Source organism: Terrabacter sp. Root181, assembly GCF_001428505.1.
In the GTDB taxonomy this organism is placed as follows: Bacteria; Actinomycetota; Actinomycetes; order Actinomycetales; family Dermatophilaceae; genus Terrabacter.
Map to the genome: position 1 here is coordinate 252,336 of NZ_LMHU01000007.1, position 26,198 is coordinate 278,533.

26 protein-coding genes are annotated in these 26,198 nt (G+C 71.4%); 18 read left to right on the forward strand and 8 right to left on the reverse strand.

The genetic code is table 11. The annotated features are described in order from the left end of the window. Positions 1-10 precede the first annotated feature (10 nt). Positions 11-2,305 (forward strand): FG-GAP-like repeat-containing protein, encoded by a 2,295-nt coding sequence (locus ASD90_RS15330; protein ID WP_056758359.1) that lies wholly within the window; start codon positions 11-13, stop codon positions 2,303-2,305. A 138-nt stretch (positions 2,306-2,443) separates the two neighbouring features. On the opposite strand, the gene ASD90_RS15335 is transcribed toward ASD90_RS15330, so the two are convergent. The 3 genes from ASD90_RS15335 to ASD90_RS15345 form a co-directional block, all read right to left on the reverse strand. After that, on the reverse strand, positions 2,444-3,394 hold the full coding sequence (locus tag ASD90_RS15335; RefSeq protein ID WP_157623200.1) for a hypothetical protein: 951 nt from the start codon (positions 3,392-3,394) through the stop codon (positions 2,444-2,446). A 144-nt stretch (positions 3,395-3,538) separates the two neighbouring features. Then, on the reverse strand, positions 3,539-3,985 hold the full coding sequence (locus ASD90_RS15340; protein WP_056758364.1) for an SRPBCC family protein: 447 nt from the start codon (positions 3,983-3,985) through the stop codon (positions 3,539-3,541). Then, positions 3,982-5,580 (reverse strand): NAD(P)/FAD-dependent oxidoreductase, encoded by a 1,599-nt coding sequence (locus ASD90_RS15345; protein ID WP_235506685.1) that lies wholly within the window; start codon positions 5,578-5,580, stop codon positions 3,982-3,984. The genes ASD90_RS15340 and ASD90_RS15345 overlap by 4 nt, the downstream gene beginning before the upstream one ends. Before the next feature lie 173 nt (positions 5,581-5,753). Between ASD90_RS15345 and ASD90_RS15350 the strand changes: the two genes are divergently transcribed. Both ASD90_RS15350 and ASD90_RS15355 read left to right on the forward strand, forming a co-directional pair. Then, the gene (locus tag ASD90_RS15350; RefSeq protein WP_200958636.1) at positions 5,754-6,032 is read left to right on the forward strand and encodes a helix-turn-helix transcriptional regulator; all 279 of its coding nucleotides are present in this window, start codon (positions 5,754-5,756) and stop codon (positions 6,030-6,032) included. A 98-nt stretch (positions 6,033-6,130) separates the two neighbouring features. Then, positions 6,131-6,541, forward strand: a complete 411-nt coding sequence (locus ASD90_RS15355) for a hypothetical protein (RefSeq protein ID WP_056758368.1) — start codon at positions 6,131-6,133, stop codon at positions 6,539-6,541. Between the two features lie 27 nt (positions 6,542-6,568). On the opposite strand, the gene ASD90_RS15360 is transcribed toward ASD90_RS15355, so the two are convergent. Continuing rightward, positions 6,569-7,198 carry an STAS domain-containing protein gene (locus ASD90_RS15360; protein WP_056758372.1) on the reverse strand — a complete coding sequence of 210 codons (630 nt, stop codon included), beginning with the start codon at positions 7,196-7,198 and terminating at the stop codon, positions 6,569-6,571. 262 nt (positions 7,199-7,460) lie between these two features. Between ASD90_RS15360 and ASD90_RS15365 the strand changes: the two genes are divergently transcribed. The 4 genes from ASD90_RS15365 to ASD90_RS15380 all read left to right on the forward strand — a co-directional run bounded on the left by ASD90_RS15365 (position 7,461) and on the right by ASD90_RS15380 (position 10,771). Next, positions 7,461-8,204, forward strand: a complete 744-nt coding sequence (locus ASD90_RS15365; RefSeq protein ID WP_056758375.1) for a GAF and ANTAR domain-containing protein — start codon at positions 7,461-7,463, stop codon at positions 8,202-8,204. 215 nt (positions 8,205-8,419) lie between these two features. Then, the gene (locus ASD90_RS15370; RefSeq protein ID WP_082588766.1) at positions 8,420-9,499 is read left to right on the forward strand and encodes an acyl-CoA desaturase; all 1,080 of its coding nucleotides are present in this window, start codon (positions 8,420-8,422) and stop codon (positions 9,497-9,499) included. Positions 9,500-9,606: 107 nt separating this feature from the next. Continuing rightward, on the forward strand, positions 9,607-10,104 hold the full coding sequence (locus ASD90_RS15375) for a pyridoxamine 5'-phosphate oxidase family protein (RefSeq protein WP_056758380.1): 498 nt from the start codon (positions 9,607-9,609) through the stop codon (positions 10,102-10,104). Positions 10,105-10,156: 52 nt separating this feature from the next. Next, positions 10,157-10,771 carry a maleylpyruvate isomerase N-terminal domain-containing protein gene (locus tag ASD90_RS15380; RefSeq protein WP_056758383.1) on the forward strand — a complete coding sequence of 205 codons (615 nt, stop codon included), beginning with the start codon at positions 10,157-10,159 and terminating at the stop codon, positions 10,769-10,771. A gap of 254 nt (positions 10,772-11,025) precedes the next feature. Here the strand turns inward: ASD90_RS15380 and ASD90_RS15385 are convergent, their stop codons facing one another. Next, complete coding sequence (locus tag ASD90_RS15385; RefSeq protein ID WP_056758386.1) at positions 11,026-12,189, reverse strand: acyl-CoA desaturase; 1,164 nt, start codon at positions 12,187-12,189, stop codon at positions 11,026-11,028. Positions 12,190-12,246: 57 nt separating this feature from the next. Further along, a complete protein-coding gene (locus ASD90_RS15390) occupies positions 12,247-13,377 on the reverse strand; it encodes a ferredoxin reductase (protein WP_056758387.1) in 1,131 nt (376 codons plus the stop codon). An 85-nt stretch (positions 13,378-13,462) separates the two neighbouring features. Between ASD90_RS15390 and ASD90_RS15395 the strand changes: the two genes are divergently transcribed. Continuing rightward, the gene (locus ASD90_RS15395) at positions 13,463-14,695 is read left to right on the forward strand and encodes a helix-turn-helix domain-containing protein (protein WP_056758390.1); all 1,233 of its coding nucleotides are present in this window, start codon (positions 13,463-13,465) and stop codon (positions 14,693-14,695) included. A 22-nt stretch (positions 14,696-14,717) separates the two neighbouring features. On the opposite strand, the gene serA is transcribed toward ASD90_RS15395, so the two are convergent. After that, positions 14,718-15,917: a phosphoglycerate dehydrogenase gene (serA, locus tag ASD90_RS15400; protein WP_056758393.1), complete on the reverse strand. Its 1,200-nt coding sequence runs from the start codon at positions 15,915-15,917 to the stop codon at positions 14,718-14,720. 268 nt (positions 15,918-16,185) lie between these two features. Here serA and ASD90_RS23045 point away from each other — a divergent pair, with 268 nt between their 5' ends. The 10 genes from ASD90_RS23045 to ASD90_RS15450 all read left to right on the forward strand — a co-directional run bounded on the left by ASD90_RS23045 (position 16,186) and on the right by ASD90_RS15450 (position 24,290). Then, a complete protein-coding gene (locus ASD90_RS23045; RefSeq protein WP_082588767.1) occupies positions 16,186-17,268 on the forward strand; it encodes a sigma-70 family RNA polymerase sigma factor in 1,083 nt (360 codons plus the stop codon). Further along, the gene (locus ASD90_RS15410; protein WP_235506686.1) at positions 17,261-18,175 is read left to right on the forward strand and encodes an STAS domain-containing protein; all 915 of its coding nucleotides are present in this window, start codon (positions 17,261-17,263) and stop codon (positions 18,173-18,175) included. The genes ASD90_RS23045 and ASD90_RS15410 overlap by 8 nt, the downstream gene beginning before the upstream one ends. Before the next feature lie 26 nt (positions 18,176-18,201). Further along, complete coding sequence (locus ASD90_RS15415) at positions 18,202-18,588, forward strand: STAS domain-containing protein (RefSeq protein WP_056758933.1); 387 nt, start codon at positions 18,202-18,204, stop codon at positions 18,586-18,588. Beyond that, a complete protein-coding gene (locus tag ASD90_RS15420) occupies positions 18,585-18,890 on the forward strand; it encodes a phosphatase RsbU N-terminal domain-containing protein (RefSeq protein WP_056758395.1) in 306 nt (101 codons plus the stop codon). The genes ASD90_RS15415 and ASD90_RS15420 overlap by 4 nt, the downstream gene beginning before the upstream one ends. A gap of 216 nt (positions 18,891-19,106) precedes the next feature. After that, positions 19,107-19,658: an ABC transporter substrate-binding protein gene (locus ASD90_RS15425; RefSeq protein ID WP_235506687.1), complete on the forward strand. Its 552-nt coding sequence runs from the start codon at positions 19,107-19,109 to the stop codon at positions 19,656-19,658. Between the two features lie 152 nt (positions 19,659-19,810). Then, on the forward strand, positions 19,811-20,140 hold the full coding sequence (locus tag ASD90_RS15430; protein ID WP_056758398.1) for a hypothetical protein: 330 nt from the start codon (positions 19,811-19,813) through the stop codon (positions 20,138-20,140). A 361-nt stretch (positions 20,141-20,501) separates the two neighbouring features. Beyond that, positions 20,502-21,566: an acyl-CoA/acyl-ACP dehydrogenase gene (locus ASD90_RS15435; protein ID WP_056758401.1), complete on the forward strand. Its 1,065-nt coding sequence runs from the start codon at positions 20,502-20,504 to the stop codon at positions 21,564-21,566. Then, entirely contained in the window at positions 21,563-22,912 is a 1,350-nt protein-coding gene (locus ASD90_RS15440; RefSeq protein WP_056758403.1) for a bifunctional PIG-L family deacetylase/class I SAM-dependent methyltransferase, read from the forward strand. The genes ASD90_RS15435 and ASD90_RS15440 overlap by 4 nt, the downstream gene beginning before the upstream one ends. A gap of 35 nt (positions 22,913-22,947) precedes the next feature. Next, a complete protein-coding gene (locus ASD90_RS15445) occupies positions 22,948-23,637 on the forward strand; it encodes a glycosyltransferase family 2 protein (protein WP_235506688.1) in 690 nt (229 codons plus the stop codon). Positions 23,638-23,792: 155 nt separating this feature from the next. Further along, positions 23,793-24,290 (forward strand): hemerythrin domain-containing protein, encoded by a 498-nt coding sequence (locus tag ASD90_RS15450; RefSeq protein WP_056758407.1) that lies wholly within the window; start codon positions 23,793-23,795, stop codon positions 24,288-24,290. A 1,112-nt stretch (positions 24,291-25,402) separates the two neighbouring features. On the opposite strand, the gene ASD90_RS24375 is transcribed toward ASD90_RS15450, so the two are convergent. Then, on the reverse strand, positions 25,403-25,804 hold the full coding sequence (locus ASD90_RS24375; protein WP_056758417.1) for a hypothetical protein: 402 nt from the start codon (positions 25,802-25,804) through the stop codon (positions 25,403-25,405). Positions 25,805-26,198 lie beyond the last annotated feature (394 nt).

Sequence of the window (26,198 nt, forward strand, 5' to 3'; positions counted from 1 at the left end):
AGGGGGACTCGTGTTCTCGTACGCCCACGCCCGTCGCCGGCTGGCAGCGCTCCTGGCCGTGGGAGTCGCGGCGACCACGGCCGCGACGACAGCAGCCGCTCCCGCTGCCTGGGCGGTCGACGACGTCGCCCCTCGGCTCGACTCGGTCGCGTTCACGTCGCCCGTGGACGTGGGACCGGGCGATCCCGTCACGATCTCGTACTCGGCTACGGACGCCTCTCCGACGGTCTCGATCGTCGCCTCGTTCGTCGACGCAGCGGGACGACGGACGGAGTGGGACTTCGGTGACCAGCTGCCGTTGACCGGCGTCGCGTCGACGACCGTGCCCGACGGCCTTGCCGACGTGCCCACCACGCTCTACACCCTGACCGTCCGCGACGAGTCGGGCAACACGACGACGTACTCGCCGACCACCATGACCTGCGTGCCCGAGTGCCCAGGCGCCGTGCACCAGCTCCCGTTGGACGTGTCGTTGGCCGTCACGGGCTCGACGCCCGACTCGGACGCGCCGCTGGTCACGTCGGTCACGCTCGCCTCACCGAGCGCCGCTGTCGGCTCGGAAGCCCGCCTCCGGCTGGGCCTCGACGAGGCGCACCCGCCCGTGACGTCCCTGGGCTCGATGGCGTATGCCGTCTTCACCGACGGGAGCCACACCTTCCGTCTCACGGGCGACCCGGCGGCATACGGCACCGTGGTCGGGGTCGTGCCGACGTCCGTGCCGAACGGGACGTACCGGCTCGACTCCGTCTATGTGCGCGACCTGGCGGGCAACAGCGCGACGTACCGCTCCTCGGGCGCCGTCCAGGTGTGGCCGCAGGGAAGCGCCAGTGGCCCCTCGACGCACACGCTCCCCTTCGCGGCGACGACCGTCACGGTGACCGGGTCGTCCGTCGACGTCGAGTCCCCCGTGCTCTCCCGCATCGCCTGGACGACACGTCCGACGACGAGCGGCTCGACCGGCACCCTGTCCTACGCGGCGGCCGACGAGTCCCTCGCCTCGGTCACGGTCCAGTACCGGGCGGCCACGGGCTTCCAGAGCCCCTCCTGGTGGGAGTTCGCGACCTCGGCGACCGGCTCCGGAGTCGCGTCCGGACGGGTACCAACGGTGAGCACCGGGACCTGGTACGTCGACGCGGTCGTGCTCCGCGACAGGGCAGGCAACTACAGCGAGTACCGCCACGACGGCACACTCACCTGCAACCGGTCGTGCCCGTCCACCCACACCGTGGGCATCGCAGCCCTCGACCTCTCGGTGGTCGCCGCGCCGACGGCGCCCTCCTTCCTTGCCGCAGTCCCGCTCGACCGGTCGGCCCGCGTGCAGTGGGATCCGCCCACCGACGTCGGCAACAGCGCGGTCACCGGCTACGCCGTGACCGTCTCACCCGGCGGCAGGACGTACCCGGTCGGCGGGAGCGCCCGCACTCTCACCGTGACCGGGCTGGCGAACCACACGGCATACAGCTTCTCGGTGCGCGCCAGCAACGCGGCCGGCCTCGGCCCCGCGCGCGTCGCGACGGCGACGCCCCGCCCGCGGCAGCGACTCTTCATCACCGGTGACGTGAGCAACGACGGGCGCGCTGACATCATCGGCGTCACCCACGGCAACGTCGCCTACCTCTACCGCGGCAACGGGATCGGTGGCATCACCGGCAGCGCCAAGGTCGGCTCGGGCCTCGGCGCCGTGCGCACGCTGCTGCCCGCCCTCGCGAAGCCGGGCGACGACTTCTTCGGCGGCAACGTCCTGTCGGTGACCTACACGGGGTGGGACGAGTCGTGGTGGGCCTACAACGGCAACCGGCTCGTCGCGTTCAACTCGATCTCCCCCTCGACGTTCAACAGGTACCGCCACATCGTGACGCCCGGTGACTTCGACGGCAACGCCAAGGCCGACGTGCTGACGATCGCCGACAACGGCGACCTGTACCTCTGGGCCAACCGGGACTGGGCGCGCTTCTGGGGACCGAAGAAGATCGGCAGCGGTTGGCAGTCCTTCACCACCGTCGTCGGGGTCGGTGACCTCGACGGCGACCGGCACAACGACCTCGTCGCCCGGAGGAACGACGGGACCCTCTGGCTCTATGCCGGCAACGGCTCCGGCGGGTTCCGCTACCGCAAGCAGATCGGCACGAGCAAGGGCTGGAACGCCTTCACCCAGCTCGCCGGCATGGGCGACTTCACGGGCGACGGCCGGAAGGACCTGCTGGCCCTCGCGCCCAACGGCTACCTCTACGTCTACAAGGGCACCGGCACGGGCAGCTTCACGAGCCGGGTCCTCGTCTCCACGGGATTCGGCAGCTTCACCTGAGACCCGGCGTTCACCCCCACGGAGGGGCGCCGGCCACGGTGGAGCCCGCCGACGTGTCCGCCTTGGCCGGGCCCCTGCTCATCGCGTTCCTCTTCGGCATCGTCGGCATCGCGGGCTTCTGAGCCGTCGCCGCCCGCGTCACGGAGCCATGACGGCGTACCCGGAGGCGTCGTGGATCGCCAACCCGGCGTAGGTCGCGTAGCCGCTCGCGCCGGCGTTCACCTGGGCCAGCTGGGCCTCCATCGCCGTGCGGGTCCAGCCGAAGTACGTCTGCTTCGTGTCGACCGCGGTCGCGCCGAGGTAGTTCGTCTCCTGTCCGAGGCGCACCGGCTTGCCGAGCGACGCGCCGGCGGCGAGGGCGGGAGCGGCGACGCCGAGCGTCCCGTCGGTGCCGGTCGCCGTGTTGCGGTAGGACATGACCGTCACGCCGGCCGTGCGCTTGATGATCTCGCGGTCGAGTGTCGAGGCCGCGCCGGTGGTCGCGACGGCGGGAACCGTGTCGAACCAGAAGGGGATGTCGGCCTCGATCGGGTAGGTGCCGGCGTTCGCCTGGAGCTTGTCGAGCAGGGTGAGGTACCTGCCGACGACGCTCGGCCGGTCGGTCGACCACGCGGAGGTGGAGTAGGGCTCGACGTCGACGTGGATGCCCGTGAAGAGACCCGAGCTCTTGGCCGGCTTGAGCCAGTAGGTGATGACCCACGTCGGGTTGTCGACCCAGCCGGGGTCGCCACCGAGGGCGTCCACGCGGATGCCCGCGGCGCGGGCCCGGTCGCTCAGCGCCCTGATGTTCGGCAGCTGGCCGGAGGTGGCGAGGTTCGGCGGGACGGCGACGAAGAGCTGGTCGGTGCCGGTGCTCACGGCGAGGTCGACGGTGGCCGCGGGAGTGCTCGTGTCCCACACCCACATCGCCCGGGTGTCCTGGGCTGAGGACGCCGGGGTGGCAAGCGCCGGGGTCACGGTCCTCACCGCCCTCGGCGTGGACGCCGCCGCGGCCCCGGGAGCCATCGCCAGCAGTGCGACGGCGGTGCCCGCCAGTGCAAGGGCCCCGGCGACGAGTCGGGGCGAGCGGGCACGAGGAGTGGTGAGCATGTGGGGACTCCGGGACGAGGGACGAGGACCAGCCCTCCGAATTGTCCGGATTGTTCAAGACTCGCGCAGGCGATTCGCAAGATTCCCGCAAGACCGTCCAGCCGGGCGGTGTGCACGCGTCGCCCCGGGGCTCGAGGGGCGTCGTCAGGCAGGATCTGGCTGGGCGCGCTCGACGAGGATCGCCAGACGCCGGAGCGCCTCCCGGTTGCGGCGGTCCAGCACGACGTCGCGCACCGGCTTCGGGACGAGCACCGCAGGCCCCTTGGTCGCGTCCTCCTCCATCGTCACCTCGGTGTCGGCGCCGTCCGCGCGACAGGTGATGCGCACGACCCCCTCACCGGACGGCCACGCGCGCACGGTCAGCTCGAGCAGCTCGGGCCGCTCAGACCGACGCACCGTCGTCGTGTCGTCGATGAGCAGGGGCCAGGCACCGACGGAGTGGTGGATGTGGGTGTCGGGCGCCGGCCAGCCCGGTGTGACGTCACGGACGCGCGAGGCGCCGACGACCCACTGGCTGTAGCTCCACCCGTCGGCGAGGACGTCGAACACCGCGTCCGGACTGCCGTGGATCGTGCGGGTCGTCGTGCTCACGTGCGCCTCCAAGGGAGTTGGATCGTGTGGTGGAACAAGGCAGCCCGTGCGGCATTCGCTCCGCATGCACCGTGCACGCCGCCGCCGGGATGGGCCGACGCGGACGCGAGGAAGAGGCCCTTGACCGGCGTCTCGGCGCGCCCGGATCCGGCGACCGGTCGGAAGACGAGCTGTTGGTGCAGCCCCGCCGTGCCGCCGTTGATCGCCCCGCCGACGAGGTTGCCGTCGAGCGCCTCCAGCTCGTGCGGGCCGAGGACCCGCCGGGCGGTGATGCGGTCGCGGAAGCCGGGCGCGCGGCTCTCGAGGCGCGCCTCGATCCGCTCGGCCATGGCGTCCAGGTCGCTCTCGTCCCACATGCCGCGCACCTCGCGGATGCCGGGTCGACCCGCGGCCGCGTCACCCCGAACCCGTTGGGGCACATGGGTGTAGGCCCACAGCGCCTCTCCCCCGGCCGGGACGCGCGTGGCGTCCGCCGCGCCCATCTGACCGACGAGCAGGAAGGGTCGGTCCGGCACGAGGCCGGCTGCCACCTGTGCCCCGGCCAACGTCATCTCGTCCATGGAGTCCGCGACGTGCACCGTGCCCGGGGCCGCCGCGGGTGCGCCCTCCCACGGCACCGGTCCGCCGAGGGCCCAGTCGACCTTGACGGTCGACGGGTCCCACTCGAAGCGCTCCATCCGATGGCGCAGCCGCGAGGGCAGGTCGGCCCACGGCACGAGTCCGCCGTAGAGGGCGGGCGCCGACACGTCCGCGAGCACGGCACGCCTGACCCGGATCTCGCGTCCGGCGGTGCGCACGGCGACCGCGCGACCTCGCTCGACGCGTACGCCCTCGGCCCGCTCTCCGAGGCTCAGCTCGCCACCACGGGTCTCCAGACGACGGACCATCGCGGTCGACAGCCGGCCGGCGCCACCGCGCGGGACGGGGAAGCCGACGGTCTGGCCGAGGAGCGCGAGCAGCAGACCCATGGCCGCCGAGCCCGGGGACTCGAGGCCGATGTCGGCGTGACCGGCGTTGCCCGCCACGAGCATGCGCGCCGCCTCTCCCCGGAAGAGCCGCTCCGTCAGGCTCCGGGCCGGCATCGCCATCTCGCGCAGCAGCTCCAGACCGCCGGAGCGGAGCATCTGGCGGGCGAGACCGGCGCCGCCCCGAACCGGTGGGAACGGACTCAGCAGGCCGCGCAGCACGTCGTCACCGACCCGGTCCCACGTGTCGCAGAGGGCGAGCCACGCGTCGCCGTCGCCGGGTGCGTCGTCGTCGAGAGCTGACGCGGTCGCCGCCCGGTCCCGGTGGAGCACGCCCCACCGGCCGTCGCCGAACGAGTGCCCGAGCACGGACGGGGCGTGAGCCCACGCGAGCCCGTGCTCCTCGAGACGGAGCCCGCGGATGGTCGGCGAGGCTGCGGCCAGGGGGTAGAAGGAGCTGAAGGTGTCGTGCACGTGCCCCGGCGCGACGGAGTCGTCGCTCCACACCGCCCCTCCCGGCCGGTCCTGCTCCTCGAGGACGATGACCGACCACCCGGCGTCGGCGAGGAGGTTGGCCGCCACGAGCCCGTTGGGTCCGCTGCCGATGACCACGGCGTCCGTCGTCGTCACGATGTCCCTCCGTCCGGTCGTGCTCGACGTACCCCGTCGACGACAGAACGAACCCGAGGCGGCACTCGCCGCCCCAGGTCGTCGGCTACGAGGGACTCGCGAGAGGGAGCACGGTTCGTCCGGGGTCGGGCCCGACCGCCGGTCGTCCGACGACACGGAAGCCGATGTGGCTCATGCCGGTGTCGACCATCTGGGGTCGCCGCGCGGGCAGGCGCACCGCCTGGGTGTCGCTCGAACGGGGCGACAACGGCTCGGTCGCCGAGTCGCTGACGGACCGCGAGCTGTCCGTCCTGCGCTGGCTCACGACGATGATGTCGGTGGCCGAGATCGCCGACGAGCTGTGCGTGTCCACCAACACGGTGAAGACGCACGTCGCCGCTGTCTACCGCAATCTCGGTGTCGCGAAGCGACGTGACGCCGTGTCGCGGGGGCGCGAGCTCCGCCTGCTCTGAGGCACGAGCGGGCCGATCCGCGATCTCATGCCGCCAGGGTGACGACCACCGCTCTGCGCTCGTCGGACCATGGGGCATCGCCAGACACGGGAGGACGCATGACCAGCTCGCCCATCAGCACGCCGACGCGACCGCACGGTTGGAAGTACGGGACGGTGCTGTTCGTCGGGACCCTGTTGCTCATCTCCGGGGTCCTCGAGTTCCTCCGGGGCCTGTCCGCCCTCTTCGACAACACGCTCTACGTCAACACGCCGAAGTACATCCTCGCCTTCGATACGACGGCCTGGGGCTGGATCCACCTCGTCTGGGGCGTCGTCCTCGTCGTCATCGGCGGGCTGATCCTCGCCGAGCGGCCCATCGGTCGCATCCTCGCCCTCGTCCCGGTCTCGATCGCGATGGTGCTCAACTTCGCCTCGTTGCCGCTCTACCCGTTCTGGTCGATCGTGCTGCTCGCCCTGAACGGGCTCATCATCTGGGCGCTGTGCACCGCCGAGTTCGCCGAGCTCTGACCGACCTGGTCGTCCACGCACCGCCCTTCAGCGGGCTCTGAGCTCCTCGAGCGCCGCGCGGTTCGTGCCGAACATCGCCGACCGTTCGTCGAGCCCGAAGCGGTGCAGACGGTCCGCGACAGCCGGGCGGACACGGCTGTAGTGCACCTGTGTGCCGCGGCCCTGGAGCCAGGACGTGAGCTGCTCGAGTCCGTCGGCACCGGTCACGTCGATGTCGGTGACGCCCTCCATGTCGAGCACCAGGTGTCGGACGGCGGGCGCGCCCGCCCCGTCGGACGCGCCCGATGGGGCAACCTGCGCCGCTTCGACGACGGCGTGCACGCGATCCCGCAGCAGGCCGACGTTGGCGAAGAAGATCGGCGCGGAGAAGCGCACGACGATGACCCCGGGCTCGCTCTCGGTGGCGTCACCCAGCACGGGAAGGGCCTGGTCCGGGTCCTCGGTCGTGCCGAGCACGTCGACGGCGGGGTTCGCCGCGCGTCGGGTGAGGTTGACGAGGGCGAGGACGAAGGCGATGAGGATGCCCGGGATCGGTCCCAGGAGCAGGGCACCGAGGAAGCGGGCGGCAGCCACCCCGAACTCGAACCGGTCCTTGGCCCACAGCCCGCGCAGCGTCGCGGGGAGCCCCCCGTGGTCGCCACGCCGACCCGTCCTCATACGCCCGGGGTGAGGCCCCGAACCGGGACCCGGACACGATCCAGGAAGACGTCCTCCGACACCGGGCCACCACCCTGACCAACCGACCGTCGCCCTGACGAGCGCAGGCTGCGTACCGAACTCGGGCTCCGCGGCTCCCCCGCGACGCGTTCGTCCCGGTGACAATGGTCGTCAGACCGGGTGGCCGTGCGACTCCACGCCGGCGGGCACGTCAGGTCTGCCCGCTCCAGCACCCGGCACGGGACGACGGGAGCCGACGGCGATGGTGGCGAACGAGCAGCTGGCCGAGGTCTTCGTCGAGATCGCCGACACGCTCGTCGACGACTTCGACGTCATCGAGTTCCTCGGCCTGCTCGCCGAGCGCGCCGCGCAGCTCAGCGCGTCGTCAGCGGGCGGTCTGGTGCTCGCGGACCCTCGGGGGCAGCTCCAGTTCGTCGCGGCCTCACCGGAGTCGGTCAACCTGCTCGAGCTCTTCGAGCTGCAGAGCCAGGAGGGTCCCTGCCTCGAGTGCTACCGCCTCGGGGTCCCCACGTACGCTCTCGACCTCGACACGGCCGAGGCGCGCACTCGGTGGCCGTCCTTCGCCGAGCGAGCCGTCCGTCTGGGGCTGCGGTCGGCGCACGCCTTCCCCCTCCGGCACCGCCAGACGGTCATCGGGGCTCTCAACGTGTGCTCCGCGACACCGCGCAGTCTCGACGAGCCGGAGGCCACGATCGTGCAGGCCCTCGCCGACGTCGCGACCATCGGCATCCTGCAGGAACGCACGATCCGCGCCGGGGAGGTGCTGACCGAGCAGCTCCAGGCCGCCCTGGTCAGCCGGGTCAGCATCGAGCAGGCCAAGGGCGCCCTGGCCCGGAGCATGAACATCGACGTGGACCAGGCGTTCACGATGCTGCGCAACTACGCCCGCGCCAACAACCACAGGCTGAGCGAGCTGGCTCGAGGGGTCGTGTCCGATCCCGCTCGCTTCCCCGACCTGACCCGGGCGGACCCCCCGGGTCCGTGACCCGACGGTCCGGCGGCTCCGCACGCGTATAGTCGGGCTGGTAGGCGAGTCCCTGGACCCCGGTCGCGTCCCTCCCGTGAACGTGACCGCGCGCGTCGTCCGGCACCGCCGTCTCCGAGCCGGTCACTCCTCACCTGCCCGTGAAGCCTGTGTCGTTCTCGCCGTGAACGATCGGTGTCCACGGGAACCGCAGTGACACAAGGAGATCGATCGCCGTGAGCAGCACCCACCATGACCACACGACCGGAAGCTCGTTCACCGCGCTCACCCGTCAGGTGCACGACCTCGGGCTGATGCGTCGACGGTATGCCTACTACTGGTCCAGGCTCATCGGCGCCGTCGTGGCGATGGCTGCATGGGTGCTCACCGTCGTGTGGATCGGGGACAGCTGGTGGCAGATCGCGCCCGCAGCGGTGCTCGCGGTGCTGATGACCCAGATCGCCTTCCTCGGCCACGACGCGGCCCACCGCCAGATGTTCCGTTCCGGCCGCATGAACGACTGGGTCAGCCTCATCGTGGCCAACCTACTCGTGGGCATCAGCTACGGCTGGTGGCAGAGCAAGCACACCCGCCACCACGGCAACCCCAACAAGGTCGGCTCCGACCCCGACATCGCGCTGGGTGTCCTCGCCTTCACCCCCGAACAGGCGCACCGCTCCCACCGTCCACTGGTGCGCTGGCTCGTGGCTCACCAGGGCTGGTACTTCTTCCCGTTGCTGCTGCTCGAAGGACTGTCACTGCACTGGCAGGGCATCCACCGGGTCGCCGGCCGTCGTCGGGTCGACCGCCGGTGGCTGGAGCTGGCCTTCCTGACGATCCGTCTCGCGGGCCTGCCGGTGCTGCTGCTGCTCGTCATGTCACCGGCGAAGGTGGTCGCTGTCCTCGCTGTCCAGCTCGCTCTGTTCGGCCTCTACATGGGCCTCTCGTTCGCGCCGAACCACATCGGCATGCCTCTCGTCGCGCCGGGGCTCAAGCTCGACTTCCTCAACCGCCAGGTGCTCATGAGCCGCAACATCAGTGGCGGGCGGTGGATGTCCGTGCTCCTCGGTGGGCTGAACCACCAGACCGAGCACCACCTCTTCCCCTCGATGGCCCGCCCCGACCTGCGCCGGGTGCAGCCGCTCGTCGTCGCCTACTGCGCGGCCGAGGGCGTCCGCTACACGCAGACGACGCTCTGGACGGCATACGGCAGCGTCATCGCGCATCTGAACTCCGTCGGCCTCGGGCAGAACGACCCGTTCCTGTGCCCTCTCGTCGCGAGTCGACGAGCGGTGACCGTGACGGACGCTCGCTGACGGACGGGCGAGATCCCGGCCGGGCCGATGTCGAGACGCGCGAGCCGGCTCCGTCCCCCGGGTGACGGGCGTCCACTCCGGAGGCCCCGCGCCCAGGGAGGACGACCGTGCACCCGAACGAGATCACCGAGGTCCTGAACCGGCCGGGCAGCCAGGAGCTGCTGGCCCGAGACGTGGCCCGCCTGGCCTACGTCGCCAAGGACGGCACGCCGCGCACCATCCCGATCGCCTTCACCTGGAACGGGACCGAGCTGGTCATGTGCACCAGCACGAACGCTCCGAAGCTCCCGTCCCTGCGCCGGTCCCCGGCGGTCGCACTCACGATCGACACCGAGGTGCACCCGCCGACGATCCTGCTCATCCGCGGCCGCGCCGAGCTGGACGTCGTCGAGGGCATCCCCGCGGAGTACCTCGAGATGAACGGCACTTACACGATGACGCCGGAGCAGCGGGTCGAGTGGGAGGCGGAGGTGCGCTCGCTCTACGACGGGATGGTCCGGATCGTCGTCACGCCGACCTGGGCCAAGCTGATCGACTTCGAGACGACGCTGCCGAGCGCGGTCGAGGAGCTGGTCCGGGAGCGCGAGCGCCGGGAACGAGGGTGACTCCCCGTCATCCCGGTCGGGGACCGTCCGGATCCGGTGGCACCGTCCTGCCATGACCACCGTGACGACGCCCGGCGCGCTCACCGACCCGCGCCCGATCACCGACCTCCTCACGCCCGCAGCCGCCGAGTGCCGGCGTGTCCTCGAAGCGGCCGCCGACCACGACTGGAGCGCGCGGGCGGGCGACCTCGACTGGTCGTGCAGCCACACTGCCGGCCACGTCGCGGACGTCCTCTTCTCGTATGCCGTGCAGGTCGTGGCGCGACCGGTCGACTCCTACCTCCCCATGGAGGTGACCGTCGAGCCGTCGGCCACCCCGGACGGGCTCGTCCGGTCGGTCGTGACGTGTACGGAGCTCCTGCGCCTCGCGTGCGGCGCCGCGCCGGTCGGAGTCCGCGCGTGGCACCCCGCCGGCATGGCCGACGCGGAGGGCTTCGCCGCCATGGGCGTCGTCGAGGTGCTCGTCCACACCCACGACATCACGAGCGGCCTCGGCCTGGACTGGGCACCACCGCCCGACCTCAGCGCGCCCGTGGTGACGCGCCTCTTCCCCGACGCACCCGCTGGTGACCCGGCGCAGGTGCTGCTCTGGTGCTGCGGTCGCGCCGCCCTTCCGGACCGCCCGCGCCTCGAGACCTGGCGCTGGGACCCGACCGTCCGCCGGTGAGACGGCGGTGCCGCGGGAGCTGGTGCCGGACGCAGCTCGGGCGGGCAGCACAGAGCCCCCGCTCAGGTGGGCGAGCGGGGGCTCTGTTCGGTGCTGCCCGTCCCCGACGGGCCAGCCATGGGCGCCCCTCCACGAACACCCGGGCTGTTCCGGGCCGCCCGTGGGCGACCCGACACCCAGTAGACGATCGGGGTGCGCTTTCATGACACGATTTTTCGAGTCGGAGGCGATGACCTCGCGAGACGTGACCGGCCTCAGGCGGCGACGTGCTCCCGAGCGGGCTCCGACGCGGGCAGGTCGGTGACGGAAGCGCCCCGGCCCCGGCCCAAGAAGTCGTTGGGCAGCGACAGCCGGATGACCTTCTTCCACGCCGAGGCGACCTGACGCGGGAGCGAGCCCGTCGTGTACGTGAGGCCGTACCTCCGGAAGAGGTCCTGCACCTGCGGCGCGATCTGCTGGTAGCGGTTGCTCGGCAGGTCGGGGAAGAGGTGGTGCTCGATCTGGAAGCTGAGGTTGCCGCTCATGAAGTGCATGGCCTTGCTGCCGCTGATGTTGGCCGAGCCGAGCATCTGGCGCACGTACCACTCACCGCGGGTCTCCCCCACGATCGACTTGCGCTCGAAGGTCTCGACGCCCTCGGGGAAGTGGCCGCACATGATGACCGAGTGGGTCCAGAGGTTGCGGATGAGGTTGGCCGTGGCGTTGGCGGCCAGGGTGTTGAGGAACGACGGGCCCGACAGGAGCGGGTGGATGACGTAGTCCTTCGTCATCTGGTTGCGGATCTTCTTCAGCGTGACCTTGGCGCGCGCCCGGAAGTCGGGGTCCTGGCGGCGCTCCTTGGTCGCGAGGTTCTTGCCGAGCTCGAGGTCGTAGGCGGCGATGCCGTACTCGAAGAAGCACGCGTTGACGAAGTTCCACAGCGGCTGCGCGGCGTAGAGCGGGACCCACCGCTGGTCCTCGTCGACGCGCATGATGCCGTAGCCGAGGTCGTTGTCCTTACCGATGACGTTCGTGTAGGTGTGGTGCAGCTCGTTGTGCGAGTGCTTCCACTGCTCCGAGGGGCTGGCGTTGTCCCACTCCCACGTCGTCGAGTGGATCTTGGGGTCACGCATCCAGTCCCACTGGCCGTGCATGACGTTGTGCCCGATCTCCATGTTCTCGATGATCTTGGCGACCGCCAGGCCGGCCGTGCCGACGAGCCAGGCAGGCGGGAACATCGACACGAGCAGGACGGCGCGGGAGCCGAGCTCGAGCTTGCGCTGGGTGGCGATGACCTTGCGGATGTAGGCGGCGTCGTCGGCTCCGCGTGTGTCGATCACCGACTGGCGGATCGCGTCGAGCTCGACGCCGAGCTGCTCGATGTCCTCGGGCGTGAGGTGCCCGATCGGGTTGTGGGCCTTCTTCTGCAGGACGGTCATGGTGACTCCTCTGGTCAGGGGGTCTGGAGGTCTGTGGGTCTGGTCTGTGGGGCTGGGTCAGTGGTCGATGACGCAGGCGCCGGCGGCTGCGGAGATGCAGGTCTGGATCGGGACGCCCTGGCCCTCGGTCTCGCCGGGCGTCGCGGTCGTGACGGCGCCGGTGCGCAGGTCGCGCACGGCGCCCTCGCGCAGGGGCAGGACACAGCCGAAGCAGATGCCCATGCGGCACCCGGACGGCATGAGGACGCCGGCGGCCTCGGCGGCGTCGAGGATGGGGGTCCCGCCGTCGGCGTCGACCGTCGTGCCGGAGCTGGTGAAGTCGACGGTGCCGCCCTCGCCGACGACGAGCGTCGTGACCCGGAACTGCTCGGTGAGCAGGTCGAGCCCACGCTCGTCGTGGTGGCGCTGGAGCGCGTCGAGCAGTCCGCCCGGACCGCACGCGAGGGTCTTTCGCTCGTGCAGGTCCGGCACGAGGGTGTCGAGGTCGGCGACGTCGAGGACCCCGTGCTCGTCGTCGTAGCGGGCGACCAGTCGGATCAGGCCGGCCTCGTCGAGGGCGCGGAGGTTGTCGATGAAGATCGAGTGGGGCTCGCTCGGGGCCACGTGGACGACGACGATGTCGTATGCCGTCGAGCGGGCCAGGCGCACCACACCGTCGTCAGCGACGGGGTAGAGGTTGCGGAGCATGCCGATGACCGGGGTGACGCCCGACCCCGCGGTGACGAAGAGGAGCTTCCCGCCGTCGGTGGGCAGCACGAACTCGCCCTGGGCCTGCTCGAGGTGCACGAGCGTCCCAGGCTGCGACTCGCGCACGAGGTGGGTGCTGACGAGCCCGTCCGGCACGGCCTTGACGGTGATGGAGATGTTGCCGTCGGCGCGCGGGCCGTGGGTGAGGGAGTAGGCCCGCCACTGGCGTATGCCGTCCACGTCGACGCCGATGCGGACGTACTGCCCCGGCACGTGGCCGGCCCAGTCGGCGCCGGGGCGGATGACGATGGTGGCCGCGTCCGCCGTCTCGGGGTGGACGGCGACGATGCGCCCGCGCAGGTCGGCGCCGGGGCGCAGCGGGTCGAACAGGTCGAGGTAGTCGGCGGGCAGCAGCGGTGAGGTCGCACGCTCGGCGAGCTGGAGGAACCGTCGTCGCAGGGACGGTCGGGTGGCTCGAGTCGAGGGTGCGGTCAGGCTCATGCCCCCAGCATGACTGAGTGACAAGGGTAAGATCCTGACCGTAGGGCGTGAAGTCTTCGGGAACTCTTGTTCGGAGGAAACAGCCATGGCGTCACAGGCCAGCAGCCCCACGGTCCGGGGCGCGGCCGACCTGCAGCTGGACCACGCGGTGCTCCGGGTCCTCCGGGAGCGACTGCCCGCCATCGCGTCGACGACGGTCACGGCGGTCGTCGACGAGGTCCCCGACTACCGCGGAGCCCTCGGCGGGTCCGCCGGCGACACGATCCAGCGCGCCGTCCAGATGGCCATCGCCGGCTTCCTCAAGCTCGCGGGCGGAGGACGCGACGTCGACGCGAGCACCCCGCTCGGCCCGACCCGGGAGGGGGCCTACGCCCTCGGACGCGGCGAGGCACGAGGTGGGCGTTCGATGGACAGCCTGCTCGCGGCATACCGTGTCGGTGCCCGGGTGTCGTGGCGCGAGCTCGCCCGGGCCGCCGACGAGGCCGGGCTCCCGGCGTCGACGATGGCGAAGTTCGCCGAGCTGCTCTTCGCCTACATCGACGAGCTGTCGGCCGCGAGCGTCGCCGGTCACACCGACGAGCTGACCACGAGCGGACGGGTGCGTGACCGCTATCGCGAGCGCCTGGGTCAGCACCTGCTCGCGCGGGCCGGCGTCGACGTCCTGACCGCGGCCGCAGCCCGGGCGGAATGGCCTGCCCCGACCACGCTGACGGCCGTGCTCCTGCCGGCCGCCCAGGGACGGCGCGCCCTGGCCTCCCTCGGGGCCGACACCCTCCAGGTCGGCGAGGACCTGCCGGGCACCGAGGACGCCGACCCCGACCATCCCCCGACGCTGCTGCTCGTGCCCGACGCCGACGGGCCGGGTCGGGTCCACCTGCTGCGCGTGCTCGCCGGACGCCATGCCGTCGTCGGTCCCCCGCGCCCCTGGGACGACGCGCGGTCGTCGTACGACCGTGCCGCGCGCACGGCGAGGCTGGCCCGGCCGTCGCGCGCCGGCGCCCCGGTCGACACCGAGCAGCACCTGGCCGACCTCGTGCTCACGGCCGACCCCGACGCGCTCGCCGACCTGCGAGCCCACGCCCTGGCTCCGCTCGCCGACCTGCCCCCGGGCACCCGGGACCGCCTCACCGAGACCCTCCTGTCGTGGCTGCTGCACCAGGGACGTCGCGACGCCGTCGCCGCAGAGCTGCACGTCCATGCCCAGACGGTGCGCTACCGCATGGGCCAGGTGCGCGAGCTCTACGGCGATCGCCTGCTCGACCCGGCCGTGGTGCGCGAGCTCGTGGTCGCCCTGTCGGCCGCTCAACCGCACCCCTGACGAGGACGGGCGACGTCTCTCGTCAGGTCGCCCAGGTCCGCAGCCAGACGGTCTCCTCCAGCTGGCGCAGACGGTCCAGGGTCTCCTCCGACAGCGCCACGTCCGTGTCGGTGATGACGTAGCCGAGCTCGCCACGCGTCGACAGCGACTGGCCGGTGATGTTCGCACCCGCCGCGGAGAGCGTCTGGTTGATGGAGGCCAGGACTCCACGCACGTTGTGGTGGAGGTAGCCGGCCCGGAAGCCGCTCTCGGCCGGCGGAGCCGACACCTCGGGCAGGTTCACGGACAGCGGCGTGACGCCCGTCTGCACGAAGCCGAGCAGCTTGGCCGCGACGAACGCCCCGATCTCCTCCTGGGCCTCCTGGGTCGAGCCTCCGACGTGCGGGGTCAGGATGACGTTGTCCAGGCCGCGCAGCGGCGACTCGAACGGGTCGCCCTGGGCCTTGGGCTCGCTGGGGAACACGTCTATGGCCGCGCCGGAGAGGTGTCCGGAGAGGATGTGCGCGCGCAGTGCCTGGTCGTCCACCACCATGCCCCGGGAGGCGTTGATGAAGACCGAACCGGGCTTCATCAGGGAGAACTGGTCGTCGCCGAAGAGGCCGGCGTTGCCGGGTCGACCGTCGACGTGGAGGCTGACGATGTCGGCCTCCCCGAGCAGCTCCTCCAGCGATCCGAGCCTCCGGGCGTTGCCGTGCGCCAGCCGGTCCGCGGTGTCGTAGAAGACGACGTGGAGCCCGATGGCCTCGGCGACGTTGGACAGCTGGGTGCCGATGTTGCCGTACCCGACGATCCCGAGGGTCTGACCCCGAGTCTCGTGGCTGCCGCGGGCGGACTTGTCCCAGATCCCGTCGTGCATCCGCTGGGTCTTCTCGGGCAGCCGGCGGGCCAGGGCCAGCATCTCGCCCAGCACCAGCTCGACGACACTCCTCGTGTTCGAGAAGGGAGCGTTGAACACCGGCACACCGTGCGCGGCCGCCGCCGTCAGGTCGACCTGGTTGGTGCCGATGCAGAAGCAGCCGACCGCCAGCAGGTCGTCGGCTGCGTCGAGGACGCGCTGCGTCACCTTGGTGTTGGACCGGATCCCCAGCAGGGACACGCCGACCAGGGCGTCCACGAGATCACCCTCGGTCAGGGACCCCGACCGGACCTCGACGTCGTGACCGTTGCGTCGAAAGGCCTCGACGGCGACGGGGTGCACGTTCTCCAGCAGCAGCACCTTCACGTGCGCCTCCTTGTCCGGGACAGGACGTTGTCATGCGAGCGGGTGGGTGGCCAGCGCCTCGTGAGACACGTCCACCGGGATCGACCGACCTGATGCTGCCATGCGGGTTCGGCTCGCCGCCAAACCACCCACGAGGTGGTCGGACCGATGCCTGCTCCAGTGACCTCAGGTCCCCCTCCGGGCCGAGACCACGGGTCGCGGCGACGGGTCGCGGCAGCGGGTCGCCGCACGGGGCTGGGGATCGGGGTCACTTGGGTACGTTGACGCCGTGAGCGCGACCGAGCGCGCCGGGGGTCCCCCCGGGCACAGCGCCGAGGACGTGGCGGACCTGCTTCCCATGGTCCGTCGGATCGTCCATGCCCGCGTCGGCTCGCACCCCTCCGCGGAGGACCTCGTCCAGGAGACGCTGACCCGCGTCCTTGCCGCCTCGGCCACCATCGAGCCGGGCATGCTCGAGCCCTACGCCATCGTGACGGCCCGCAACGTGGTGGCCTCCATGTGGCGCGACGCCGACCGCCGGCGGCGCAACCAGCACCGGGTCGTCGACCTCAGCACCCCCGACCTCCCGGACTCGCAGGTCGTCCTCGACGAGGAGCAGTCGGCGATGGCCACGGCTCTGGCCCGGCTGGGCGAGCGGGAACGTCGAACCCTGCTCGAGCACGAGGTCAGCGGCACCGACACCCACACCCTCGCTGCCCGGGCCGGCAGTACCGCCGGTGCCGTGGCTGCCCAGCTGAACCGCACCCGCGCCCGCCTGCGGGTCGAGTACGTACTCGCAGCTGAGCAGGCGGAGCTGCCGACCGACCAGTGCCGCGCGGTGCTCATCGCCCTCAGTGGCGGTGACCAGCGGCGGCAGCGTGAGGTGCGCGCGGCCCAGCACCTCCTCGAGTGCGAGCTGTGTGCTCGGTTGAGCGAGCCGCTCCTCGAACGCGGGCAGCAGCGGGACGACCGTCTCCGCATACCCGTCACGGCGGATCCCGACATCGTGTCGGCGCGGCGGGCCGCCCGTGAGCTCGCGTCCCGTCTGGACTTCGCGGCCACCGACCTGACGGTCATCGCCACGGCCGTGTCCGAGGTGTGCCGCAACATCGTGCGCTTCGCCGGGACGGGTGAGGTCGTGGTCGAGCTGCTCGAGGTCCCCCGCCGTGGGATCCAGGTCGTGGCCCGTGACGGCGGACCGGGCATCCCCGACATCGACCGTGCCCTCGACGACGGTTTCAGCACGTACGGCGGGCTGGGACTTGGACTGCCCGGGGTCCGCCGGCTGATGGACGAGTTCGCGATCGCGAGCGAGCCGGGCCACGGCACCACAGTGACCATGACCAAATGGGAGAGGACCCACGATGGATGAGCGACCGGAGGAGCACCCGCAGACGCGGGCCCTGCACGAGAGCCACTGGGCGGACCATGGCGGTGGCGAGCACCTGCTGTCGCAGCTGGTGGCCCATCTGCGCGAGCACCGGACCCGACTGCAGGAGGAGTGGTCCCAGCGCATCCAGCAGGCCCACCTGCTGACCGCCATGACCCCTCAGGAGATGGCCGCGGAGACCACGTCGGTCTACGACAACTACGTCGAGGTCCTCGAGACCGGCAACGTCGAGGCGCTCCAGCACTACGCGCGCGACCTCTCGGAGCGCATCATCCCGCGCGGGGTCGAGACGCACGAGGTCGTCGGGATCGTGCTGCTCCTCCGGGACGTGCTGGCCCGGTCGCTCTTCGAGAAGTACCAGCGCGACTTCTCGAGACTCAACGAGGTGCTCGACGCGTACGAGCCTGCCGCCAACCGCATCGCGAACACGGTCGCCGTCAGCTTCGTCGACGAGCGCGAGCGCATCATCCGCCAGCAGCAGGACGCGATCCGCGAGCTGTCGACCCCTGTCCTCCCGGTGCGCGAGCGTCTCCTCATCCTGCCGATCATCGGCGTGCTGGACAGCGAGCGCGCACGTCAGCTCACCGAGCAGCTGTTGTCCGGCATCCGCAAGCACCGCGCCAAGGTCGTCGTCATCGACATCACCGGCTCACCGGACGTCGACGAGGCCGTGGCGAACCACCTCGTGCAGACGGTCGACGCGTCACGCCTCATGGGCGCGAGCGTCATCATCACTGGACTATCCCCCAAGATCGCCCAGACGCTGGTGACGATCGGCGTCGACCTGAGCAAGATGAACACGATCGGCGACCTGCAGGGCGGCCTGGAAGAGGCCGAACGTCTCCTCGGCTACACCGTGACCCGGAAGGAGGGCAGCACCAGCTCGTGAACGGCGGACCGGCTCTGGTGTCCATCATGCGACAGGGATCGACCCTGATCGCATCGGTGCACACTGCCCTCGACGACTCCGAGCTGGTCCGGTTCGAGCACGACCTCATCCACCAGATCGGCGAGCACCGGTCACGTGGCGTCATCATCGACGTCGCCGCCCTGGACGTCATCGACTCGTTCGCGGCGCTGACGCTGCGGCGCATCGCCGAGATGGCGCGCCTGCGCGGGGCCCTGACGGTCCTGGTCGGCATCCAGCCCGAGGTGGCCTTCACGATGGTCCGCCTCGGCATGGGCACCGGCCAGGTCCCGACCGCGCTCGACCTCGAGGAGGGGCTGGCCCTGCTCGCCGCCCACCCCGGGGCTGGCACCGACTCGACCGAACGGGACGCCCGACCCGGATCCACGCCGTGACCGGCCCCACCGGCCGCACCGTCCTCGACGACCTGACGCAGGACTACCGCATGACCTTGCGCCGCTTCCTCCCCCGCCGTGACGAGGTCGTCCGCGAGTCTGCCTACGAGCTGGGCCGCCGAGCGTTCACGGCGGGCGTCAGCCTGCTCGACGTCTGCCGCATCCACCACGACGTGTGCCTCGAGGTCCTGCGGGCGACGGGGGCCGACGACCTGATCGGTGTCGTCGACGGCGCCGGCGAGCTGCTGCTGGAGGTCCTGGCGGCCTACGACATGACCCACCGCAGCGTGCTCGATCCCTGAGCGCGGGCACGGACGCCTTGGGCGTCCGCGCATGACGCGGGCATGTCGCACATCCGTTCGGGGCGCGCTGCTCCGCCGTGCTCGCACGGGCTGCACGGTGCGGGAGGACCCGAGCACGTGCTGTCGACTCCCGCGTCATCCGGATGGGCCGACGGCCTCTTCAGGGGTGACCGACGGCCCACGAAGCCGCCCTCACACCGATCAAGGAGTCACCCCATGAAGCTCACCACCAAGCTGTGCGCCACCGGAGTCACCCTCGCCACGACCGCAGCCCTGGGCCTGATGCCCGCCGCTGCCGCGTCGGCTGCCCCGTCCGCCGCTCCCGCGGCCGCCCAGGCAGCCAGCACCCCCCGGACCACCGCCTCCTCGACGATCAACCAGGTCATCGCCGGCGTCGGCACGTTCGCCGGTTCCTTCACGCCGACCTCGTTCACGAACCAGAACGGCCAGCTCGCCGTCACCGGTCTCGTCACCGGCACCCTGACCACCCTGACGGGGACGGTCATCCCGGTCAGCCAGACCGTCACCACCACGGTGGCGAGCGCGACCACAGCGGGCTCGTGCGACATCCTCAACCTCGTGCTCGGGCCGCTGCACCTCGACGTCCTGGGCCTGGTCATCGACCTCAACCAGGTGGTCCTGAACATCACCGCGCAGTCCGGCGCCGGCAACCTGCTCGGCAACCTGCTCTGCGCCGTCGCGGGCCTGCTCGACGGCAACGGCATCAACGGGCTGGCCACCCTGCTCAACCGACTCCTCGGCCTCTGACCGCAGAGGCTTGCCCCGCTGCACACCCCCGGGCCTGATCTCACCCGGGTGCGGACGGCGCCGGTCCCACACGACCGACGCCGTCCGCGCGGCCAGCCGCTGACGCCAGGGACGACACCATCTCGGGACAGACCGACCGACCCAGGAGAACCATGCGCCCCCTCACCGCCTCAGACCCCGTCGGCACGCACGTCCTCTACGTCGGACGAGCCGACCCGACGGCCTCCGTCGACGTCGACCGGGACGCCGGTCGCGGCCTGGAGGAGAACCACCCCGGCACCGTGACGGCGGTCGACGAGCAGCACGGAGTCCGCATCGCCTTTCTGGGTCTGGAGCACGAGCCGATGGCCGAGCGGCGCTTCCGGGCGGACGACACTGGCGTCTTCCCGGGGCTCGTCGCCGTCGGCCTCGACGACTGGGAGGCCGCACGGTCGATCGGCTGGTGGGCGGGACTGTGCCGCGACGCGCGCGAAGCCGGCTGACGCTCGAGTGCTGCACGGCGCGGGGTGCACCCGTCGACGTGTCGCCGCCCTCCCCCGACGGGTACGTCACAGACCTCGGGGACGACACGCTCTCTGGTCGGGCCGGGGAGTGCGACACCGCCATCACCTCTGGAAGACCACCATGATCGTTCTGACACTCGCCGCTCCCATCGTCGGCTTCGCCCTGATGCTCGTCATGCAACGCCTCGAGCACCGCATCATCACCGGCGATCCTCGTCCCGGTTCGCGAACCGAGCGCTGACCGCCTCAGCGGCCACCGCGGCCCGTCGCCGGGTGGGTATGTGCAGCTCGTGAGCCGACCGACCTCCCATCCTCCCGCACCCACTCAGCGGACCGCCCGGTGACCGGGTCCGTCCGGCTCTCCGACGACACGGGATCCGGCTCGCCCATCGAGTGGCACCACGACGGGCCCACGGCCGGGTTCGAGGATGTCCGCGACCCAGGTGCGGCGCTTCGGCTCGTCCGTGACCGTCCCGAGGCGTTCCCGCTTCCTGGAACGGGCTCCACGCCGGCGCTCTGGGAGTCATTGGCCTCTGTCGCCGCGGTCAGCCTGACTGCCGCTCGCGCCATCGAGCCCCACCTCGACGCCCTGGCGATCCTCGCGGAGGCCCGCCGGGCCGGGCACCAGGTCCCCATGGCCGGGACCGAGGACGCGACGTGGGGCGTCTTCGCTGCAGAGGGACCAGGCATGCGTCTCGAGGCGCGCGGGGACGACAGCCCGGTCGAGCTGACCGGGACGAAGCCGTGGTGCTCGCTGGCGGGCTCGCTCTCGCATGCGCTCGTCACCGCTTGGGATGGCGAATCGACACGACGGTTGTATGCCGTCCGGCTCGGCTCCGGGAACTCCGTGACGGTCCAGCCCGCCTCCTGGTTCGCACGGGGTCTCGCGTCTGTGCCGAGCGGACCCGTGGTCTTCGACGGGGCCGAGGCAGCTCCCGTGGGCCCGAGGGGTTGGTATCTCGAGCGGAGCGGGTTCGCCTACGGCGCCATGGGCGTCGCCGCGATCTGGTACGGCGGCGCGGTCGGCGTCGCGCGCCGGCTCATGCGCCCGGGCAGGGAGCCCGACCAGATCGCGCAGATGCATCTCGGCGCCGTCGACGCGTCCCTCTGGGCCGCCCGCGCCGTGCTGGCCGATGCGGCCGCACGCGTCGACGCTGGGCGAGCCACGGGGCCGGATGGATCAGCCTTGGCGCTGCGCGTCCGGCACGTCGTCTCGCGCGCCGCCGAGACGGTGCTGCTGAGAGTCGGGCACGCGACCGGCCCGGCTCCGCTGGCCCTCGAGGACGACCACGCCCAGCGGGTGGCCGACCTCGAGCTCTATCTCCGTCAGGAGCACGCCGAGCGCGACGAGGCGGCGCTCGGCCGTCACGTCCTCGAAGGGCAGCCCGCGGGGCGGGCGAGGTGACGGATCACCCGACGTTCACGCACACCGAAACGGGCACGGCCGAGTCCAGGTGGCGCGAACGCCCGGAATGGGAGCAGGTCGCGCCGGTCCAGCTGGCGACGACCGCGGCTCGTCGGCTCGTCGTCGTCGCGGCTCACCCCGACGACGAGACGCTCGGCGCGGGTGGCTTGACGGCGCAGGCTGCCCGAGCCGGTCTCGACGTCGTGGTCGTCCTGGTCACGGACGGGGAGGCATCCCACCCCGAATCCCCCACGTCGGCTCGGGAGGCCCTCGCGCGCCGACGGGTGGAGGAGTCCCGCGCTGCGCTGGCCCGGCTCGCGCCGTCGGGGACCCTCGTGCGCCTCGGCGTGCCGGACGGCGCCGTGGTCGACCACGCCACAGAGGTCGTCGACCACCTCGTCGACCTCATCGGTGAGCGCGGTGAGGCCACCCTCGTCGTCGCGCCCTGGCGGGACGACGGCCACGCGGACCACGACGCGACCGGACGGGCCGCGGGAGTGGCGTGCCGGCGTACCGATGCCCTCTTGTGGGAGTACCCGATCTGGCTCTGGCACTGGTGCGAGCCCGCGGACGCGCCGTGGGCGCAGCTTCGGACGCTCGCGGTGCCTGCCGACGTGCAGGACGTCAAGCGAGAGGCCGTCCGCCTCCATCGCACCCAGGTCGCGCCGCTCTCGAACCGGCCGGGTGACGAGACCGTCCTGCACGCTCACATGCTCACCCACTTCGACAGGTCCTACGAGGTGTTCCTCCCTCTCGACGCACCGTCCGACGACGCCCTCGACGACCTGCACGAGTCGTCGGCCGACCCGTGGAAGGTGCGCACGAGCTGGTACGAGAAGCGCAAGCGAGCCGTGACCCTCGCCTCTCTCCCCGGCGAGCGTTACTCCCGGGCGTTGGAGGTCGGCGGCTCCGTGGGCGCACTGGCGGCCGAGCTGGCCGGACGGGTCGATCACCTCGTCGTCATCGACGAGAGCCGGGCGGCGACGAACGCGGCGCGTTCCTCGCTCGGCTCCCTCGTCGCCGTCGAGGTCGTGCAGGGCAGCGTCCCCGAGGACTGGCCCGCCGGGCAGTTCGACCTCGTGGTGGTCTCCGAAGTCGGCTACTTCCTGAGCCCCTCGAGGCTGAGGCGGCTCGTCGTCCGGGTCGAGTCGTGCCTGACGGACGACGGCGCCGTCGTGCTGTGCCACTGGCGCCATCCCGTACGCGGGTGGCCGATGGACGGTCCCGCCGTGCACAGGCACTGGAGCGAGTGGTCGGACGTCCCCCGCGTTGCCACCCATGTCGAGGACGACTTCCGGCTCGACGTGTTCTCCCGCACCGGGGCGCACCGGGCGGGGGCGTCGTGACGGTCCCGGCGACCCGGCCCCTGAGCCGCGTACACGTGGTCATACCCGCCAACGACGAGGAGGAGCTCCTCCCCGCGGCCCTGCGCTCCGTCTCCGACGCGGTGGCGCAGCTCGGCCGGTTCAGGCCAGAGATCCACACCAGCGTCACCGTCGTGCTCGATGCCTGCGTCGACGGCTCGCGTCGAGTGGCCGAACAGTTTCCACAGGTCGCCCTGAGCGAGATCGAGCGACGCTCGGTGGGTGCCGCCCGCGCGCACGGGGTCGTCGTCGCGACGGCCGGTGAGCCGGCGTCGGAGCTCGACCGTCTCTGGCTGGCCAGCACGGACGCGGACTGCGTGGTGCCGAGTGACTGGCTCGTGCGCCAGGTCGTGCTCGCCGACGTCGGCGTGGATCTCGTGATCGGCACCGTGGAGCCCGACGACGCCCTGGACTCGGCGACCCTCGCCCGGTGGTGGCGGCTGCACCACCTGCGTGACGGGCACCCGCACGTCCACGGCGCCAACCTGGGGGTCCGCCTGTCGGCGTATGTCGACTGCGGCGGCTTCGAGCCGGTCGCCGTCCACGAGGACGTCCGTCTCGTCGAGCGGATTCGGAGATCCGGTGCTGCCTGCCTCGCCTCTTCGGCGGTCCACGTGCGCACCTCCGGTCGGACGCGAGGGCGCACAGCCGGAGGGTTTGCCGACTACCTCGGGGCCTTGTCCGAGCAGGAGTCGCTCACCGGGTGACGGCCACGACGTGACACCCGAACCGTCCCCGGTCCATGACGTCAGGGTTCGGCGTACGGGGCCCGAGTGTTGGGCGTCGGCGCACTGGGTACGACAGAGGTGGACGCCCCAGGCGCCCCTCGTCTGCTGCCACGACCCCACTCGAAGGAGTGCCCATGTCCACCGATGCCATCGTGCTGCTCAAGCAGGACCACCAGGAGGTGCGCCAGCAGTTCCGCGCCTTCCGCAAGCCCGACCAGACTCCGGTCCAGAAGCAGAAGATCGTCGACACGATCCTCGAGCTGCTCACCGTGCACACGTACATCGAGAACGAGGTCATGTACCCGCGGGTCCGCGAGCTGCTGCCCGACCTCGAGGACGACGTGCTCGAGTCCTACGAGGAGCACCACGTCGCCGACGTGCTCTGCATGGAGCTCGCCGCGATGGACGCCACCGACGAGCGCTTCGACGCCAAGACGACCGTGCTGATCGAGAACGTCGAGCACCACATGTCCGAGGAGGAGCAGGACTGGTTCCCCAAGGTGCGCGAGGGGCTCGGTCGCAAGCAGCTGCAGGGGCTCGGCGAGGAGCTGCTCGAGGCGAAGAAGGCGGCGCCACGTCGGCCCGAGCAGCCGAGCGCGATGAAGAAGGCTGTGGACGCGGTCATCTCCTGACGGGCGCCGTCCACGACACGATCACGACATCTCCGAAGGAGACCGCCATGAGTGGCCAGATCCCTGCCGTCCCCATCGAGACGGAGCCGCAGAGCCCGTGCGACTGCGAGAACTGCCCGGACGGCTGTACCTGTGACACGTGCGCCTGCGGGGACTGCACCTGCTCGAGCTGCAGCCATTCCGCCTGACGCCCCTCCGCTGCGGACCGGGCGGCGCCAGGAGGCGAGACCCACACATCACTCCGGCGCGGGCCTCGCTCTCCGCACCCGCGTCTCGCCGGCATCGTCCACACGCGGCCGCCGAACGCGTCGCCGGGACTTCTCACACGGCTGGTTACGCCAAAGACTCCTCGGAGCTCTGGCGCTGCCGGCGGGCGGCCAGCTCGGCCAGTAGCACCCGCTCACGCCGACGCAAGGCCGCCTCACGGCTGACCTGGCCGGGAAGGGGCCGCGGACCAGCGTGGTGTGCGTCCTCGCGCAGCCGGTCCTCGACCCGTGTGAGCTCGGCTACCAGCTCCCGGACGGTGAGCTGTGTGAGGGAGTGGGAGTCATCGGCGATCGCGTCGTGCGCATACCCGCTCCCGGCGGGCACAAACGCCTCGCCTGGCTTGTCGACGACGGACGACCGGGCAGCCCGACGCGGCGTCAGCCTGCATGTCATCGGGCTCAACGCCCCGCGCGCTGGGTGTGTTGTAGCCCGCGCTAGTAGTGGCACGGTTCAAGGGTCAGAGCGGTCCAACACAGCGCCGACTCCGTCATCCCGTCCCAGGGGAGATGAGTCATGGCGTAGCCGACTAACCGCCCGCGACGTGTCTTCACCGAACGCGACGTGCAGACATCCGTCCTCTTCGACCGCCTCTTCAGCGCACGCGACGACTCCGAGCGTGAGAGCGTCGTCGCGCAGATCGTCACCCCCTACCTCGACCAGTGCACGACGATGGCCGGCCGCTACGACGGCCAGCCCGCCTGCGGTGGTGCGCGAGGAGCTCGAGCAGGGACTGGGTGCAACCCCGTCGGAGGACGATCTCGCCGCGGCCGTCGACGCGTCGGTCGACGAGCTGCGAGAGGTTTGCACGTGCGACGACCGCGTTCCCCCCGCTGTCGATCGACTGCTCACCGGTGGACGACGACCGTCCGAGCCTCGCCACCGTTCTCTCGCGCCCGGACGGCGAGCTCGAGCGCGCGGAGGACCGAGCCGACCTCGCCGGCGCCCTCACCGTGCTGGACGACGACGACCGCGAGCTGCTGCTCCTGCGTTACGTCGACGGCCTGACTGAAACGCGAGATCGGCGAGCTGCGTGGGGTGAGCCAGATGCACGTGTCCCGCTGCCTGCGACGCATCGTGGCGGGCCTGCACGAGCACATCGCCGGTGAGGCGCACACCGGTATCCCGAACGAGCTGAGCTCCGCCTCCTGACGCGCCCGGCGCATGACCAGCGGCTCACCGAGACGACCATGGCGGGGACGCAGGTTCGCGCTCCCGGTGACCGTCGTCTTCGCGTCTGTCAGCGCCACGTCCTGGAAGGTCTCGCAACGACGGCCCGTCAGGGCTGAGTGCGCGTTTCGAAGCGTCCGGGTGGGGGTACCGGCCGAGAGAGACACCGGCTCACGAAGGAGTGGACACCATGGGCGTGTGCGACCTGTGCGGCAACGACTACGACCGCAGCTTCACGATCACCCGGGGCGACCGCTCCCGGACCTACGACAGCCTGGAGTGCGCGGTCACCGACTGGGCGCCCGCCTGCGGACACTGCGGGTGCCGCGTCCTGGGCCATGGGGTGGAGAAGGGCGGAGTCGTGTTCTGCTGCTCCCACTGCGCTGAGTCCCCGGTGCACGCCACGCGGACCGACCGCCCCGCCACCGGGCCGTGAGACGTCACCGATGACGGTGCTCGTGGACCGTTCCTGAG